The organism is Gilliamella sp. GillExp13 (assembly GCF_001690815.1).
Classification (GTDB): Bacteria; Pseudomonadota; Gammaproteobacteria; order Enterobacterales; family Orbaceae; genus Gilliamella; species Gilliamella bombi.
In genome coordinates, this window is the sequence record NZ_LZHJ01000015.1 from 14,855 (window position 1) to 31,491 (window position 16,637).

Consider the following 16,637-nt stretch of genomic DNA (forward strand, 5'->3'; position numbering starts at 1 on the left):
CCCTTATAGCAGGATAAATTAATTTTTACTTTCTTCAGATGCAGCTTGTTTCGCTTTAGCTTCTTGCTCTACTTTTTCTTTGGCTGCCTGAGCCTCTTTTTCTGCCTTTTCTTTAGTAGCTAAAGCTTCTTGTTCAACTTGTTGTTTTGCTTTTAAATATTCAGCTTGGTTCAACTTCATTTTAATACTTTCTTCTAAATCTTTAGTTGGTGAAGAAGTCAAAGCAACATTATAAGCACTAACTGCGTCAGCATAACGAGTCATTTTTACAAGCACATCACCGCGGAGATCATTAATTACGGCTCCCCAACTTTCATTAGTTACATTACTTAAAGATGTTAGACTTTCTTGATATTGACCTTGTTGATACTGTAAGCGTGCTATACGAATATTGGTAATCGCTTTAACTGGCTCTGAATCAGTTTTCTTTAATGCATCAACTAACAAAGATTGAGCTCCAGAATAATCTTTTAATACCTCAACATAAAATTTTGCTGCACGCAAATTAGCAAACACGCTATAAATAGTATCATTGTTTTTAGCAAAAGATACTAATTCATTAACAGAATCTGGTTTATTATCATCTAATTGAGCAATTAATTGTTCATACTTATCTGATGATGCTATCGCCTTTTCAACTTTATATGATTGCCAATAACGCCAGCCATAAAAGGCCAATAATCCAATCACAATAATGGCAACCATAATTTTCCATGTTTTAGCAAAAAAACCTTTTATCTCTTCAATTTGTTCTTCACTGGATAACTGATGACTCACGTTTTTCTCCTATTTCCTTTACTTAATAGACAAACAAGTTTGGACAATATCTGCTTGTACCACTTCAAATTGTTCGCCTGTTTGTAAATTTTTAATCATTACTGTCTGATTAGCTAATTCATTTTCACCAATAATAACTGCTATCTTAGCACCTAATTTATCTGCTTTGGTAAATTGTTTCTTAAAATTACTGCTACCATAATTTGTCATGATTCGCCAATCAGGTAGACCATCACGCAATTGCTCTGCAACACTCTGAGCAACTGAAATAGTTTTTTCTTCACCAGAGGTGATCATATAAATATCAATCGAATTATCACCATTAAATGATGGATTAACTGCTTGAACTAATAATACTAAACGTTCAACTCCCATTGCAAAACCAACTGCTGGTGTTGGTTTTCCCCCAAGTTGACCTACAAGGCCATCATATCGTCCACCACCGCAAACGGTTCCCTGTGCCCCTAGGCTGTTAGTTACCCATTCAAAAACTGTTCGATTATAGTAATCCAAACCGCGTACTAATCTTTGATTAATATTATATTCTATCCCAGCACTATCCAATAGTCGGCATAAGCTTTCGAAGTGAATTTTGGACTCCTCATCTAAATAATCAAACAATTTTGGAGCTTGATTCAGCAGCTCTTGAACTACTGGGTTTTTTGAATCAAGTATGCGCAACGGATTAGTATACATTCTACGTAAACAATCTTCATCCAATTTATCATTATATTGTTCAAGAAAAGTAACTAATGCATTTCGATAGTTGACCCTAGCCTCAAGCGAACCAATTGAATTAAGTTCAAGAGAAGTATGCTGTTCGATACCAAGAGCTCTCCAAAAACGAGCCGTTAATAAAATCAGCTCGGCGTCAATATTGGGCCCTTCAAGTCCAAAGACTTCAACACCAAATTGATGAAATTGACGATAACGCCCTTTTTGTGGTTTTTCGTAACGAAATGCTGGTCCTAAATACCAAAAACGTTGTTCTTGATTGTAAAAAAGACCGTGTTCAATTCCTGCGCGAACACAACCTGCAGTAATTTCTGGACGTAAAGTAATACTTTCATCATTACGGTCATTGAAAGTATACATCTCTTTTTCAACAATATCGGTAATTTCTCCGACCGCTCGCTTAAATAGTGCGGTATCTTCAACAATAGGTGTTCTAATTTCGTTGTAGCCATAACTGTTTAGTACACCTTTAACGATTTTTTCAATCTGTTGCCAACTTGCACTATCTGTTGGGAGTAAATCGTTCATCCCTCGTATAGATTGGATCTTTTTCTCTGTCATTTATTTATTCGCTATCTAATAAAATTATAATTCAGTTGCTGCAATTCTGTTTTTCAATATTAATGCTTTAGCACGAATTCTTGCTTCTAATTCATCAATCATTTGTTCATTATCAATACGACCAATACGCACACCATCTTCATAAAAACCGCTTTTGTTATGACCTCCAGCAACTCCTATAGTTGAAGCTAATGCCTCCCCAGGACCGTTAACCACACAACCAATAATTGATACATCCATTGGTGTAATAATATCTTCTAATCGTTGTTCTAATGTATTGACTGTGTTAATCACATCAAACTCTTGGCGAGAACAGGTTGGACACGCAATAAAATTAATACCACGAGACCGTATACACAGCGATTTTAAAATATCAAATCCAACTTTCACTTCTTCTGTAGGATCAGCGGCTAAGGAAACTCGAAGTGTATCGCCAATGCCTTCTGATAGCAATAATCCCAATCCAATGGCCGATTTAATAGCACCGCTTCGAACACCGCCTGCTTCAGTTATACCTAGATGTAATGGTTGCTTTATTTGCTTAGCTAACAATCGATAAGCATCAACTGCAGTAAACACATCAGATGCTTTTACACTGACTTTAAACTGATCAAAATTAAGTCGATCAAGTATATCGACATGGCGCATCGCTGATTCAACTATCGCTTTTGGTGTAGGTTCACCATACTTTTCTTGAATATCTTTTTCTAAAGAACCAGAATTAACACCAATTCGTATCGGGATATTTTTATCTTTAGCACAATCAACAACAGCTCGAATTCTTGATTCATTACCTATGTTGCCAGGATTAATTCTTAAGCAATCAACGCCATATTCGGCAACTTTCAATGCAATACGATAATCAAAATGAATATCAGCAATGAGTGGAACTTTTGCCTGCTGCTTAATAAATTTAAAAGCTTCAGCTGCATCCATTGTAGGTATAGAAACACGCACAATATCTACACCAACACGTTCAAGAGCTTGAATTTGGGCTACTGTTTTTTCTACATCTGTGGTTCGAGTATTTGTCATTGATTGAACTGCAATCGGAGCTCCACTACCAATAGGAACATTGCCGACATAAATTCGGGTAGATTCTCGTCTAACAATTGGTGAATCTTGATGACTCATACATACTTAACCATTTTACAAAATAACTAGTAATGATCTTAACAAGATTTAAGACAAATGTCTGTATGAGAATAAGAAAATTTGCTAACTATTAACACGAGTAGCAGAGGCTGGAGAAATATAATGACTTACTTCAATAAGATTACTTGTATTATCTTTATTGGCATAATATAAAATTACACCAAGCACACAAAGAATTATAAATATCCCCCAAAAAATAAAAGGAGCTTTTCTAGTTCTTTTTGTTTTAAATGCTTGCGTTTGAACTTTCTTTTGTTGAGACTTAGATTGTTTAGTTAATTCATCGAAATATGGTTGATAGTGTTCTGATGATAAGCCAACAATTTCGGCATAAGAACGAATATAACCTTTTACAAAAACAAGTGGGGCGTTAGGTAATTGGTCATTTTCGATATCAACAATTACTGTCTTTCGCACATGAATTTTATTGGCAATATCATCTTGAGTTAATCCCATTTGTTCTCGTAAATCAACGAGCATCACTCCTAATGAAATATTATCCATCATACCCTCATTTAATACTAATCGTTAGCTAATTTAATCTTTACAAACAGTTACATATTTTTACAATTAATCAATTTTATTTGCATTAAACCATTGTGCTGGTTTTTCAATTTCATTTTGAGCTGCAACTAATTGTAATTCATATTCATCTTGTTTTAAGGTTTCAAGCATAACCGCATACACGGCCGAAGTAGTATGTTCTAAAGCTTCAACCAATGATTTCCCAAGTAAAACATTAGCTAAAAAAAGTCCACTTGTCATATCACCAACACCAACGGGTTGTCTTACACCAAAGTCAACTAGTGGTCGGTCAATATGCCATGCTTCGTTGCTAGTTACAAGCAACATTTCAAAGCGATCAATTTTATATCCAGCTCTGCTTAAATGTTTAACTAAAATCGCTTTAGGCCCTTTTTTACATAACTCTCGACAAGCTACAATTGCTTCATCAACATTATTAATACGTTGTTTTCCATTAAGCTCTTCAAGCTCCAAAATATTCGGTGCCATCATATCAGCCATAGGCAATGCTGTATTGCATAAAAACTCAGAAACACCTGGTGCAACAAAACATCCTTTTTCAGGGTGTCCCATTACAGGATCGCAAAAGTAAATAGCATTAGGATTAACAGCTTTTACTTTTTTAACTATTTCAATAATCGCATTACCTTGTTCAGGTGATCCCATATAACCACTTAATACTGCATCACACCGTTTCAATTCATCAATTTCATTAATTCCATCAGCAATTTCTGTTAAATGTGATGCAGACATTACCGTTCCAGTCCATTGTCGATATTGAGTATGATTAGAAAATTGTACAGTGTTTAAAGGCCAAACATTTACGCCTATTCGACGCATAGGAAATACAGCCGCACTATTCCCTGCATGACCAAATACAACATGTGACTGAATCGATAAAATATTTTTCATGAAATTAACTCCAAATTAACAAGCAGTAATATTTTTTACCACGACGAAGTAAAGTATAACGATTATATAGTTTATCGCTATCAGTAAAACGATAATCAGTTGTAGTGTTACGTTCACCATTAACAGCAATAGCATTAGATTCAATCATCGTTCTAGCTTGTCCTCTTGATGGTGCAAATTCCGCATTAACAATTGCTTGTTGTAAATCAATACTTTCCTCAACAGCTAATGCTGGCATACCATCTTGAGCTAATTGTTCAAAGTCAGCTTCAGACAAGTCAGTTAATTTACCAGAAAATAGGCTTTCTGTAATACGTTTTGCTGCAATCAATCCTTCTTCACCATGAACTAAGCGTGTAACTTGCTCAGCAAGTACATATTGAGCTCGTGGTGCAACACCACTATTTTTATCTTCTTCTTCCAATGCATCAATTTCACTTAGAGGCATAAATGTGAAGAATTTTAAGAATCGATAAACATCAGCATCAGCAGTATTTATCCAGAATTGATAGAATTTATAAGGACTTGTCTTTTTCGGATCTAACCATACGGCACCACTTTCAGTTTTACCAAATTTGGTCCCATCGGATTTAGTGATTAACGGTACAGTCAAGCCATAAACTTGTTTTTGATGTAAACGGCGAGTTAAATCAATACCTGCAGTAATATTACCCCACTGATCAGACCCACCAATTTGTAAAACAACATCATGTGATTTATTCAAACAAGCAAAATCATAAGATTGTAACAAGCTATAAGAAAATTCAGTAAATGAAATACCCACCTCATCACGATCTATACGTTGTTTTACTGATTCTTTATTAATCATCGCATTAACTGAAAAATACTTACCAACATCACGTAAAAATGTCAGTACATTCATGCCACTAAACCAATCATAGTTATTAGCCACAATCGCTGAATTTTCACCACAATTAAAATCTAAAAATGGTGACACTTGTTGTTTGATCTTTTCACTCCACTCAATAACTGTTTCCTCAGTATTAAGTTTTCGTTCAACAGCTTTAAAACTTGGATCGCCAATTAATCCTGTTGCTCCCCCTACAAGCGCAACAGGTTTATGACCAGCTAACTGAAAACGTTTTAAACAAAGTAATGGAACTAAATGACCAAGATGCAAACTATCTGCTGTTGGATCAAAACCACAATAAAGCGCAATAGGATTTTGTTCAATTTGTTCTATTAGTGCTTTTTCATCAGTAAGCTGAGCAATCAGCCCACGTTCTTGTAGTTGTTTGATCACATTTTTTGTCATGATATTTTACCTATTAAATTTATTACATTTATATTCTAGTTTAAATAAGATTTATTCTAATTTATTTTGTTGTGATAACGTTTATACGCTTGTTTAAAATGATCTGCTACGATCTCGTTTGGCTTTTTATCAAAAAGACTAAAAATAATAATAGCTATAGAAGCAAATAAAAATCCAGGGATAAGCGAATACAAATTAAACCAATTAAAATTAATCCATAGCAACACAGTTACAGCACCAGTTATCATTCCAGCTAGTGCTCCATTACGTGTCATACGCGACCAAAAAACAGAAAATACGATTATAGGACCAAACGCCGCACCAAATCCAGCCCAAGCATGACTTACTAAATCAAGTACGCTATTATTTGGATTAATAGCTAATAAAATAGCAATAACTGAAACTAATAGCACCATTATACGACCAACCCATACCAGTTCCTTTTGTTTTGCTTTTGGTCTAAAAAACGCACGATAAAAATCTTCCGTTAGAGCACTTGAACAAACTAATAATTGACAACTTAATGTGCTCATTACCGCTGCTAAAATAGCGGCCAACAAAATACCAGCAATCCAAGGATTAAAAAGTAATTTCGACAATTCGATAAAAATACGTTCATGTTTACCATCATTAATCAAGTAAGATAAATCTGGATTATGAGCAAAAAAGGCGATACCAAAAAAACCAACCGTGATTGCGCCAGCTAAACACAAAATCATCCATGTCATACTAATCCGTCGAGCGTTTTTCATTACTTCATGTGAATCAGCAGCCATAAATCTGGCTAAAATATGAGGTTGCCCAAAATATCCAAGCCCCCAACCTAATAATGAAATAATGGCAATAAAATCCATATGAGCAAATAAATTGGTATAATCTGAATTGAGCGATTCAATATATATCAATGCATCAGAAAGCCCACCAGCATTCACCATAACCATAATTGGCGTTAGAATAAGTGCAAACATCATTAAACTAGCTTGAATAGTATCAGTCCAGCTTACTGCTAAAAAACCACCGATAAACGTATAGGCAATTGTTGCACCTGCACCCGCTAACATCGCCCAGCCATAGCTCATACAAAATGTACTCTCGAATAACTTTGCACCCGCAACTACACCAGAAGCACAATAAATAGTAAAAAATATTAGAATAATGATAGCTGAAATAATACGTAGAAGTGAGCTTTTATCATCAAATCGACGAGCAAAATAATCGGGTAAAGTTAGTGAATTATGATTGATTTCAGTAAAGACTCGTAATCGTCCTGCAATGAGTAGCCAATTTAAATAAGCACCAATAATCAATCCGATTGCAATCCAACTTTGTGAAATACCAAACAAAAAAACAGCACCAGGTAATCCCATTAATAGCCAACCACTCATATCTGATGCGCCAGCTGAAAGCGCAGTCACAACACTACCGATACGACGCCCACCTAAAATATAATCACCAAAATTTTGCGTTGAGCGAAATGCAAAAAAACCTATGGCAATCATGCCTAAAATGTATACAGCAAAGGTGACAATCATTGGTAAGGGCATATCTTTAAAAAACCTTATTTGATAAAATTAAGAAATAGAGGGCTAGCTTATCATAAAATGACTATGCTAAAAAGTCAGTGAGTATAAATGTGAATATACAAATAACAAAAAACTAAGCAACACTAAAAATAAAAATGTTTTACAATTATTAATCAGTATGTTTCATCGTTCCCATCTATATTAAAAAAACTAAAGGCAACTTACAGATAAACAGTAAATAAAAGTATATAATATGCATCTTACTATTTTTTAATAAAATTATTTTGTGAAACAATCAACCCGAATTCAAATTTTAGAAAGATTAAAAGATCATATTAAAGATCCAACAACAGAACTAGTGTATGAAACACCTTTTGAACTATTAATCGCAGTAGTACTTTCTGCTCAAGCGACTGACGTTAGTGTAAACAAAGCCACAAAACCACTATTTGCTATTGCAAATACTGCTGAACAAATTTTGGCTCTTGGTATTGAGAAATTAAAAAGCTATATCCGCACCATTGGCCTTTATAACAGTAAAGCTGATAACATTATAAAAACATGTCAAATTTTAGTAGATAAATATCAGGGTGAAGTCCCTGAAAGTTTTGATGCACTAATTGAATTACCGGGTGTTGGTCGTAAAACGGCAAATGTTGTGTTAAACACAGCCTTTGGTTGGCCTACCATTGCCGTTGATACACACATATTTAGAGTAAGTAACCGTACAGGTTTTGCACCAGGTAAAACGGTAGAAGTTGTTGAAGAAAAATTACTGAAAGTCGTACCCAAAGAATATAAAATAAATTGTCACCACTGGCTAATATTACATGGCCGTTATACTTGTATTGCCAGAAAGCCTAGATGTGGATCCTGTGTTATAGAAGATTTGTGCGAATTTAAAGAAAAAATTTACCCAGAGTAGAAATCAATGCCAAATAAATTTAATTTAGACCAAGATGATATAAACTTGTTTAAAAATAGTATTGGTAACATCACAAAAAAACTAAAACAAGATACTGTCGTTCATAAACCACAAAAACGTTCACAAAAAGCAATAGAAACCCAAAAACAGCAATATGAAAAAATTAATGCTGAATTTTATTTTTCTGATGATTATCAGCCGCTATTGCAAGAAGACCCTATTCGCTATAGCCGAGAAAATGCAGATCCCTACGAAGTAAAAAAATTGCGTCGTGGATTTTATGAACCAGAATTCTTTTTGGATCTACATGGGTTAACTCAACAAGAGGCTAAAAAAGAAATTGCCGCTCTTATCGCAGCATGTTTACGTGAAAGAGCTCATTGTGCTTGTATCATGTATGGACATGGGAAAAACATCTTAAAGAAACAAACACCCATGTGGCTAGCTCAGCATCCCCATGTTATCTGTTTTCATCAAGCGCCTAAAGAATTTGGTGGCAACGCAGCACTTCTCATTTTATTTGATATTGAGAACAAACTAATAAATAGCTAGTTTTTGAAAACTTAACCAACCATCTGGGTAATCATAATAATAATTTTTACTCTTCTTCCGTCAATTTATTTAAACCTTTGTGACGACATTAGCATGTAGATAAAAACAACAATTAAAATAGCTTTAACTAGAGGATAAAGTTTAAAAATAGTTGTTAATAACATAAAACAAAAAAACCAGCTTAGCGATAACGTCAAGCTGGTAAACATTGGAAGCAATGTGAGCAATGTCATACTTTTTCAGAAGCCTCTAAAGCTCTAACAAAGTACGACAATAATGATAATGATTATCATTAACAAAATCAAGCATTTTTTTATTTTTCTAAGCTAGATAAAATAAATCCTTTATTCACTAATTTCATAATAAGAGGATTCATATTTAACAATATAAAAAATAAGCAGAATATTCCTATTCTGCTTTTATAAAAAATTCTATACAATGGCTAATTTAGGCGAAATAAAACAGAGTATAGTACTCATTATTTTTGATAAATAAATTCAACACCCTCTTCATCGCTTTCGTCCCAATCATCAAAATCATCGTCATCATCAAAAGTCTCATCCATTGCTTGTTGATGGTAATCATCCCACATAAATTCCACTTTTTCAGGCGATGACTCTTCTTGTTCTGCTTCACGTGGATGCGCATTGATATATTCCATTAAGTCCCAACATAAGGTCTTTATACCTTCTTGATTAATGGCTGAAATAATATAATATTTATCTTTCCAATCAAGTGCCTTAGCTATTTCGGCTGCACGTTTAGCACTCTCTTCAGGACCTAATACATCCATTTTATTAAACACCAACCAACGTGGTTTATTAGCTAATTTTTCACTATATCGTTGAACCTCTTGGATTATCACTTTAGCATTTTCTACCGGATCTGATTCATCTACTGGTGCCATATCGATCAAGTGAACTAAAACACGACAACGTTCAAGATGTTTTAAGAAACGAATACCAAGTCCTGCACCGTCTGATGCCCCCTCTATTAAACCAGGAATATCAGCAACAACAAAACTCTGTTCATTATCCATTCTTACTACACCTAAACTAGGCACTAAAGTAGTAAATGGATAATCGGCAACCTTTGGTTTAGCAGCTGAAACTGAGCGAATAAAAGTTGATTTACCAGCATTAGGTAAGCCCAACATCCCCACATCAGCAAGTAACAATAATTCTAATAATACATCGCGCTTTTCACCTGGAGTACCATCCGTTTTTTGCCTTGGTGCACGATTTACCGATGATTTAAAACGCGCATTTCCAAGCCCATGAAAACCACCCTTGGCAACCAATACTTTTTGTTGGTGATGGGTTAAATCACCAATAATTTCACCTGTATATTTGTCGGTAATTCGTGTTCCTACCGGTACTTTAACGGTAATATCTCGACCACGCTTACCCGTACAATCAGAACCCTGTCCATTTTGTCCACGCTCAGCACGGTAATTTTTTTCAAACTGAAAATCAACTAGTGTATTTAAATTCTCATCAGCAATAAAAAAGACATCACCACCATCACCACCGTCACCACCATCAGGACCGCCTTTAGGTATATACTTTTCTCGGCGAAAACCGACGCAACCATTTCCACCATCTCCAGCTTCAACGCGTATTGATGCTTCATCAACAAATTTCATTATTCTTCCCCTTTATTGCGGTTAATTAGCCAGCCTTTTCTTGGATGCCAAATATAATGCCCAATGGTCGCAAACATAGCACCCGCAACAACAGATACTGCACCAATATAACCTAAAATATTTAAATATTGCATAGCAAACTTTTCAGGCCAAATTAAAGCAAACAAATCTGAAAAGATCAGCGAAAACAATGGCGTTAGGGTTGTTATTGCACTCACTTGTGCTGCTTGCCATCGTTCCATAGCCATCACTAATGCGCCATAAGCAATAATAGTATTTAAACCACAAAATATGATAGCAAACAGTTGAGTTGCATCAGCATTTGTAATTTTACTTAGCGACGTAAAAGGCAACAAAAAAACAGTACAAATAAGGTAAATCAACCAAAGTAACTGTTCTGCACGTAATTTCTGTAATAGTACTTTTTGAGCAAGTGCATAGCAAGCCCATGATACCGAAGCCAGTAAACCAAGCCAAACACCAATGCCATATGAAGACATATTAGAAAACAGATCTACAATATTTTTATTAAAAAATAACCCCAGCCCAACTAATAATATTAAAATACCAATAATCTGAGTCGGTCTGAGTCGCTCTCTAAAAATAAAAGCACTTGAAATCATAAAAATCACAATGCCTGTTTGCCCAACAACCTGAGCGGTTGTAGCTGAAAGATACTGAACTGCACTAGCAAATAGTGCAAAATTACCCAACAGCCCAAAACCTGCAATCATCAATAAAATAAAACGACGACGTTTTCTAAACATCATTAAATTAGGAAATTGCTTTTTATAAGCCAACCAAATAGTAATACCAAGCGCTGAAATAGCCAATCTAGACCAAGCTAATGTCAATGGATCAACAACCACTAGCGCGTATTTCATTGCAATTGGCACAATGCCCCACATCACTGCGGTTAACATGGCAAGTGCAAAACCTAATTTAACATTTTGCTGCTTTATCATATCGCCATCAATTTTATATTAACTTCAAGAAATGAAAAAAGCCCCACAATAATTGTGAGGCTTCTATAACTTTTGAACCGTTTATGAATTAGCTGTTAGCTACTACACTAACATAACGACGATTCTTAGGTCCTTTAACTTCAAACTTTACTTGTCCATCAATTAAGGCAAATAGAGTATGATCACGACCACAACCTACATTAGTACCTGGGTGGAATTGAGTTCCACGTTGACGAACTAAAATGTTACCAGCAAGAACTTCTTGACTACCATAACGTTTAACACCTAAACGTTTACTTTGGGAATCACGACCATTACGTGATGAACCACCAGCCTTCTTATGTGCCATTGTTCAATACTCCTATTAAGCGATTGCAGTGATCTTCACATCAGTGAACCACTGACGGTGACCTTGTTGTTTACGATAGTGTTTACGACGACGGAATTTAACAATTTTCACTTTATCGCCACGACCGTGCTCAACAATTTCTGCTTTAATTGTTGCACCTTCAACAAACGGAGCACCAACTTTGATGTCTTCACCATTTGCTACCATTAAAACTTTATCGAAAACAACTTCTGCGCCTGTTTCGACTTCAATTTTTTCCAAGCGAACGACTTGTCCTTCACTAACTCGGTGTTGTTTACCACCACTTTGGAAAACTGCGTACATACTTAACTCCGCAATAAAAAGCAGACGATTACTTGATTAAACATATATGTCTGCGTGATTAATCTTATAGGGCGTGAATTTTACGCAAATTTTATTCTTGTTGCAAGCGCTGTTTAACAAAAGATCGCAAAAAGTTACAAAAAAGATCAGATAGATACTCTTTTCAAGCTACAATAACCATAAATTACTATTTAGCTAAAATAAAATTACAAAATAATATTGAGTGTTTATATGTCGAACATAAAAATTCGTCCCACCGAATCAATTATTAATCGTTTAACACTATTACTGTTCTGTTTAGGCGCTATTGCTTTAATCGCTTTATCGTTTTCAATCTAGGTAGCCAATGATACAAAAGGTGGGGCATATATGGTTAATCAATTAGGCTTACTAAGAATGAAGAACTACCAAATACTAACAATGGTTCCACTCAATAAGGAAGATTATGATAATTTAAATATTTTTATTAATATTTCTTCATCACAAAAACATTTAACGCTTTTAAAACGCTACGATTTAATTAATGAATTTAATCAGTTAGAAAATGATTGGAATACTCGACTTATTACGAAAATACAGCAAGCACAAAAAATCGATGAAATAAAAATTGATATTGAAAACTATGTTGCTCGTATCAACCATTTAGTAGATAAGATTGATCAAAAAACCGAAAACAAAATTTATCATATTTCTCAATTACAACAATTATTTATTGTTATTATCGTAATTTTTTTAGCTGTTCAAATTTATTACTTACGTTACTACCTTCTTGCACCATGGCAAAAACTAATTAGTATGGCTGAAGCAATTTCTAACCACAATTTTAAAGCGCGTTTTAATATTAAAGGCAGAAAGAATGAATTTGATCTTTTAGGGCTAGCTTTTAACAAAATGTCCGAGCAAATTGAATCACAATATTTATTGTTAGAAAAACAAGTTGCAGAAAAAACAGCTAAATTACAACAAACCAATAAAATTGTTTCATTTCAATATCAAACAATTAAGCAACTACATACTTCAGAGCCATTGTGTGAACGTTTTCTAAAAATACTACACAAATTAGAAGATTTAGTACCATTAACTCAATTTAAAATCCGTTTTTATGAATCAAATGATCCTGAGCATTATCAACAAATCAGTTACGATAATGAGCAAAAATTACCTTATTGCCAATAACCCTAAATGCAAAGCTTGTTTAATCTCATCAAAATCTTATCAAAAAAATAACTTTCAGCGCCATTGGCACCTTCAAGAAAACGGAGAAAAATATGGGATATTATTTGCTTTGCAGCCAGAAAATACCATATTAACCAATGAACAAGAAAACTTAATTGTGGGAGTCATCGAGCAAATGACTACCGCAATGAAGCTCGATAGACAAATTGAACAACAAAAACAATATTTATTAATAAAAGAACGCTCAGCAATGGCCAGAGAGCTGCATGATTCCATTGCTCAATCTCTATCTTGTTTAAAAATACACCTCAGCTGCTTACAAATGCAATCAGATTTAACATCACAAAGCAGTATTGATTTACTGGCAACAATGCGTAAAGAAGTCAATATAACCTACTCTCAACTAAGAGAACTAATTACCTCTTTTCGCTTACGCCTTAACCAAACGGGTTTTTATGCAAATTTAATGGAATTAATTGAGGAATTTAATCAAAAATTACAATTCAATATTCAGTTTGAATATTTATTACCGCTGAATATTATCAATAGTAAAGATGCATTTCACTTATTGCAAATAATTCGAGAAGGACTAAATAACATATACAAACATGCTAAAGCTACACAGGTTATTGTTAGTTTAAAAATTGATGACCATCAAATTATTTCTGTTTGTATTGAGGATAATGGAATTGGTTTACAAAACAATATTAGACTAGATAATAGCTATGGTCTAATCATTATGCGTGATAGAGTTGAAATACTAAATGGTAATTTAACAATAAATAGCAAACCCCTCCAAGGAACACAAATTATGATAGCATTTAAGATTAATAAAACCATTTCATTCAAAACAACAGAAGAGTAAAAATGGAACAAATAAATTGCTCAATACTACTTATTGATGATCATCCAATGTTAAGAAATGGCGTAAAACAGCTGATAAATACAGTCAACCATTTTGACATTGTGGGAGAAACTGGCTCTGGAATAGAAGGCGTTAAATTAGCCGAAGAGCTTGATCCTGATATTATTCTACTTGATATCAATATGCAAGATGTTAATGGATTAGAAATATTGCGCTATTTGCGTGAAAAAAAATATCGAGTCGCATTATTATGTTTACAGTATCAGATGCAAAAGAAGATATAATCACCGCACTAAAAACAGGTGCTGATGGCTATTTATTAAAAGATATGGAGCCTGAAGATTTTCTAAAATCACTACAAGAAATCTCGATAGAAAAGCTAATTATGGATAATGCTATTTCACATATTATCCTCAATTATATGCGTAATAACGAACAACTAGCTACAAAACAAATGCATGATGTCAGTTTATTGACACCAAGAGAAAATGAAATTTTTAATTTATTAGTACAAGGACTACCAAATAAGCTAATTGCAAAAGATTTAGGTATCGTTGAAAGCACAGTCAAAGTACATATCAAAAGTATATTCAAAAAACTTAATTTTAAATCAAGAATGGAAATGACAGTATGGTATTTACAAAGTAAGGAATAAACGTATACATTGAAAAATAAAATATATCTTGTTCAGCGATACACCAGATAAAATCATTTATTCAACAAAATAACAAACATCACAAAACGGAGTATAGCATTTAAAAAATATAGAAAACTACCATGATCTATTATAGAATTAGATTAAAAAACAGCCACTATTTATAATAATAAAAATACCAAATCTAAACTAGGAATATTTGAAATGCCAATATTGATAAATGCTTATTCTACAGTCACTCATCCACCAGCCATTAATTTCCCCTGCGAGCGTCTATACCATCGCGGATTGGATGATTCTGAGTTGACGAAACACCTTGATGATTTTATCGGTTATGTCATGCAAGCAGGAGATGGGCAGATGAATTCACGCCGTTATGCTTTGTATCGCCATATCCAACGAGTTAAACATCAATTTACCTTTGAGATTGAAGAAGATAATTTCAATGAATTTACCACTTGGGGCTGGCAGGCGAATGCAATTATATTTATGCCTGATGGAACTATTCGGAATCCTGACGGAGATGTATTACAAGATCCTGATGGTAACATTGATTTAGATGTAATCGTCCCTTACCCACCAGAAGCATTAAAGCGAAAAACAAAAACTGAACAGTATTTAGCCAAATTGGGGTTGCATACACCTACACATTTACCACCGGTTATTGCCTAATCGGAAGTAATACTTAGAACACCTGAAGAAGTAGCTAAACGTGCCTTAGCAATAATGTTAACAGGTATTCAGGCTGAAAGTTTTAGAGAAAATGATCCAATTAATCCGATGGAATTTAAAGAACGTTGTCCAATGGGGTTTGAGGCTTTATCAAATAATGAGCGCGACTTTATTTATAGCGAACAGCCGACAGAGCAAGATGTGATAGAAATGTCTTGGAAATACGAAGCATTATTACCTTTACAATGGGCTATCAATTAGCAATCTGAGCTCCCTTTTGCTGATACTATCTGCGATGTTTCATCGTTAGTTGACCAAGGAATGCAACATAGTGGGCAAGATTTTTCAACCGTGGCCTTAAAACCAGTTAGTGAATTGTTAGATGCTTTAGATTTACACTACCGCTTACATTGGATAACCACAGATTTTCGAATGAAAGATAAGCAACCTCCCGCATCGATTATAAGTGATGTTATTCAAGAGCGTCATTACGCTTTAAATTGGTTAACCAATTTTGAAAATGCTGATTGGGATGATGTCGATACACCAACCTAATATTTTCATCTTCTCATTTGTTGACATTGTAAATGCCCCAAACTTAGTACACAACTCACGTAGAAAATTAAGCTGCTTGTTTTAGTGTTTTATACTCAATCGGTGTCATGTTATTTAATGCCTCATGCGGTCTTTCGGTGTTATAAATCGTTAGCCATTCTTCGGTTATTCTCCTTGCTTGCCTAGATTACACCATGAAGAGCAATTCTTCTTAGCTCCTTAGAATAAAAATCGGCAGGGCTTTTAAACTTATGCCGTTTTCTTGGGCGTGTGTTCAATAGATATTGAATTTTCTTTATCTGTTTGTCGTCAACTAATGAAATGGCCGCTGACTTAGGTATAAACTGACGTATTAAGCCATTGGTGTTTTCATTTGTGCCTCTTTGCCAGCTTTTATAAGGCTCCGCAAAGTACACGGTGGTGTTTAAATAATGCTCAATAGCATGATGATAATTAAATTCGGTTCCATTATCAAAGGTGATGCTTTTAA

Annotated in this window: 17 protein-coding genes and 3 pseudogenes; 7 read left to right on the forward strand and 13 right to left on the reverse strand. The window is 34.4% G+C overall.

Annotation, left to right across the window (positions count from 1 at the left end; all coding sequences use genetic code 11):
* Positions 1-18 precede the first annotated feature (18 nt).
* The 7 genes from A9G37_RS00870 to putP form a co-directional block, all read right to left on the reverse strand.
* The gene (locus A9G37_RS00870; RefSeq protein WP_065574346.1) at positions 19-777 is read right to left on the reverse strand and encodes a tetratricopeptide repeat protein; all 759 of its coding nucleotides are present in this window, start codon (positions 775-777) and stop codon (positions 19-21) included.
* 18 nt (positions 778-795) lie between these two features.
* Complete coding sequence (hisS, locus tag A9G37_RS00875) at positions 796-2,073, reverse strand: histidine--tRNA ligase (RefSeq protein ID WP_065574347.1); 1,278 nt, start codon at positions 2,071-2,073, stop codon at positions 796-798.
* 24 nt (positions 2,074-2,097) lie between these two features.
* Positions 2,098-3,207: a flavodoxin-dependent (E)-4-hydroxy-3-methylbut-2-enyl-diphosphate synthase gene (gene ispG / locus A9G37_RS00880; RefSeq protein ID WP_065574348.1), complete on the reverse strand. Its 1,110-nt coding sequence runs from the start codon at positions 3,205-3,207 to the stop codon at positions 2,098-2,100.
* A gap of 84 nt (positions 3,208-3,291) precedes the next feature.
* Entirely contained in the window at positions 3,292-3,735 is a 444-nt protein-coding gene (locus A9G37_RS00885) for a helix-turn-helix domain-containing protein (RefSeq protein ID WP_080702351.1), read from the reverse strand.
* Positions 3,736-3,798: 63 nt separating this feature from the next.
* On the reverse strand, positions 3,799-4,665 hold the full coding sequence (pdxY, locus tag A9G37_RS00890; protein ID WP_034913287.1) for a pyridoxal kinase PdxY: 867 nt from the start codon (positions 4,663-4,665) through the stop codon (positions 3,799-3,801).
* Between the two features lie 4 nt (positions 4,666-4,669).
* Positions 4,670-5,941, reverse strand: coding sequence for a tyrosine--tRNA ligase (tyrS, locus tag A9G37_RS00895; protein WP_218059270.1), 1,272 nt, complete (start codon positions 5,939-5,941; stop codon positions 4,670-4,672).
* Positions 5,942-5,997: 56 nt separating this feature from the next.
* Positions 5,998-7,485, reverse strand: a complete 1,488-nt coding sequence (putP, locus tag A9G37_RS00900; protein WP_065574350.1) for a sodium/proline symporter PutP — start codon at positions 7,483-7,485, stop codon at positions 5,998-6,000.
* A gap of 265 nt (positions 7,486-7,750) precedes the next feature.
* Here putP and nth point away from each other — a divergent pair, with 265 nt between their 5' ends.
* Both nth and smrB read left to right on the forward strand, forming a co-directional pair.
* Positions 7,751-8,389, forward strand: a complete 639-nt coding sequence (gene nth, locus A9G37_RS00905) for an endonuclease III (protein WP_065561076.1) — start codon at positions 7,751-7,753, stop codon at positions 8,387-8,389.
* A gap of 6 nt (positions 8,390-8,395) precedes the next feature.
* Positions 8,396-8,941, forward strand: coding sequence for an endonuclease SmrB (gene smrB / locus A9G37_RS00910; protein ID WP_065561077.1), 546 nt, complete (start codon positions 8,396-8,398; stop codon positions 8,939-8,941).
* Between the two features lie 478 nt (positions 8,942-9,419).
* Here the strand turns inward: smrB and cgtA are convergent, their stop codons facing one another.
* The 4 genes from cgtA to rplU all read right to left on the reverse strand — a co-directional run bounded on the left by cgtA (position 9,420) and on the right by rplU (position 12,224).
* Complete coding sequence (gene cgtA, locus A9G37_RS00915; RefSeq protein WP_065574351.1) at positions 9,420-10,586, reverse strand: Obg family GTPase CgtA; 1,167 nt, start codon at positions 10,584-10,586, stop codon at positions 9,420-9,422.
* Positions 10,586-11,551, reverse strand: coding sequence for a DMT family transporter (locus A9G37_RS00920; protein ID WP_065574352.1), 966 nt, complete (start codon positions 11,549-11,551; stop codon positions 10,586-10,588). The genes cgtA and A9G37_RS00920 overlap by 1 nt, the downstream gene beginning before the upstream one ends.
* An 88-nt stretch (positions 11,552-11,639) precedes the next feature.
* Positions 11,640-11,900, reverse strand: a complete 261-nt coding sequence (gene rpmA / locus A9G37_RS00925) for a 50S ribosomal protein L27 (protein ID WP_034915250.1) — start codon at positions 11,898-11,900, stop codon at positions 11,640-11,642.
* A 15-nt stretch (positions 11,901-11,915) separates the two neighbouring features.
* A complete protein-coding gene (gene rplU / locus A9G37_RS00930) occupies positions 11,916-12,224 on the reverse strand; it encodes a 50S ribosomal protein L21 (RefSeq protein ID WP_025314436.1) in 309 nt (102 codons plus the stop codon).
* 369 nt (positions 12,225-12,593) lie between these two features.
* Between rplU and A9G37_RS00935 the strand changes: the two genes are divergently transcribed.
* The 5 genes and pseudogenes from A9G37_RS00935 to A9G37_RS13130 all read left to right on the forward strand — a co-directional run bounded on the left by A9G37_RS00935 (position 12,594) and on the right by A9G37_RS13130 (position 16,147).
* Positions 12,594-13,400, forward strand: a complete 807-nt coding sequence (locus tag A9G37_RS00935; protein ID WP_065574353.1) for a HAMP domain-containing protein — start codon at positions 12,594-12,596, stop codon at positions 13,398-13,400.
* Entirely contained in the window at positions 13,372-14,265 is an 894-nt protein-coding gene (locus tag A9G37_RS00940) for a histidine kinase (RefSeq protein WP_065574354.1), read from the forward strand. Before A9G37_RS00935 ends, A9G37_RS00940 begins: the two co-directional genes overlap by 29 nt.
* A gap of 2 nt (positions 14,266-14,267) precedes the next feature.
* Positions 14,268-14,920: pseudogene (gene narL / locus A9G37_RS13380) on the forward strand (two-component system response regulator NarL).
* A gap of 204 nt (positions 14,921-15,124) precedes the next feature.
* Entirely contained in the window at positions 15,125-15,592 is a 468-nt protein-coding gene (locus A9G37_RS11920; RefSeq protein ID WP_081297594.1) for a hypothetical protein, read from the forward strand.
* A gap of 9 nt (positions 15,593-15,601) precedes the next feature.
* Positions 15,602-16,147 (forward strand): annotated as a pseudogene (locus tag A9G37_RS13130) (DUF4272 domain-containing protein).
* 67 nt (positions 16,148-16,214) lie between these two features.
* On the opposite strand, the pseudogene A9G37_RS11935 reads toward A9G37_RS13130, so the two are convergent.
* Positions 16,215-16,328, reverse strand: a pseudogene (locus A9G37_RS11935) (integrase core domain-containing protein); the annotation flags it as partial.
* Between the two features lies 1 nt (position 16,329).
* On the reverse strand, positions 16,330-16,637 hold a 308-nt coding region (locus A9G37_RS00955), incomplete at its 5' end, for an IS30 family transposase (protein ID WP_141670987.1).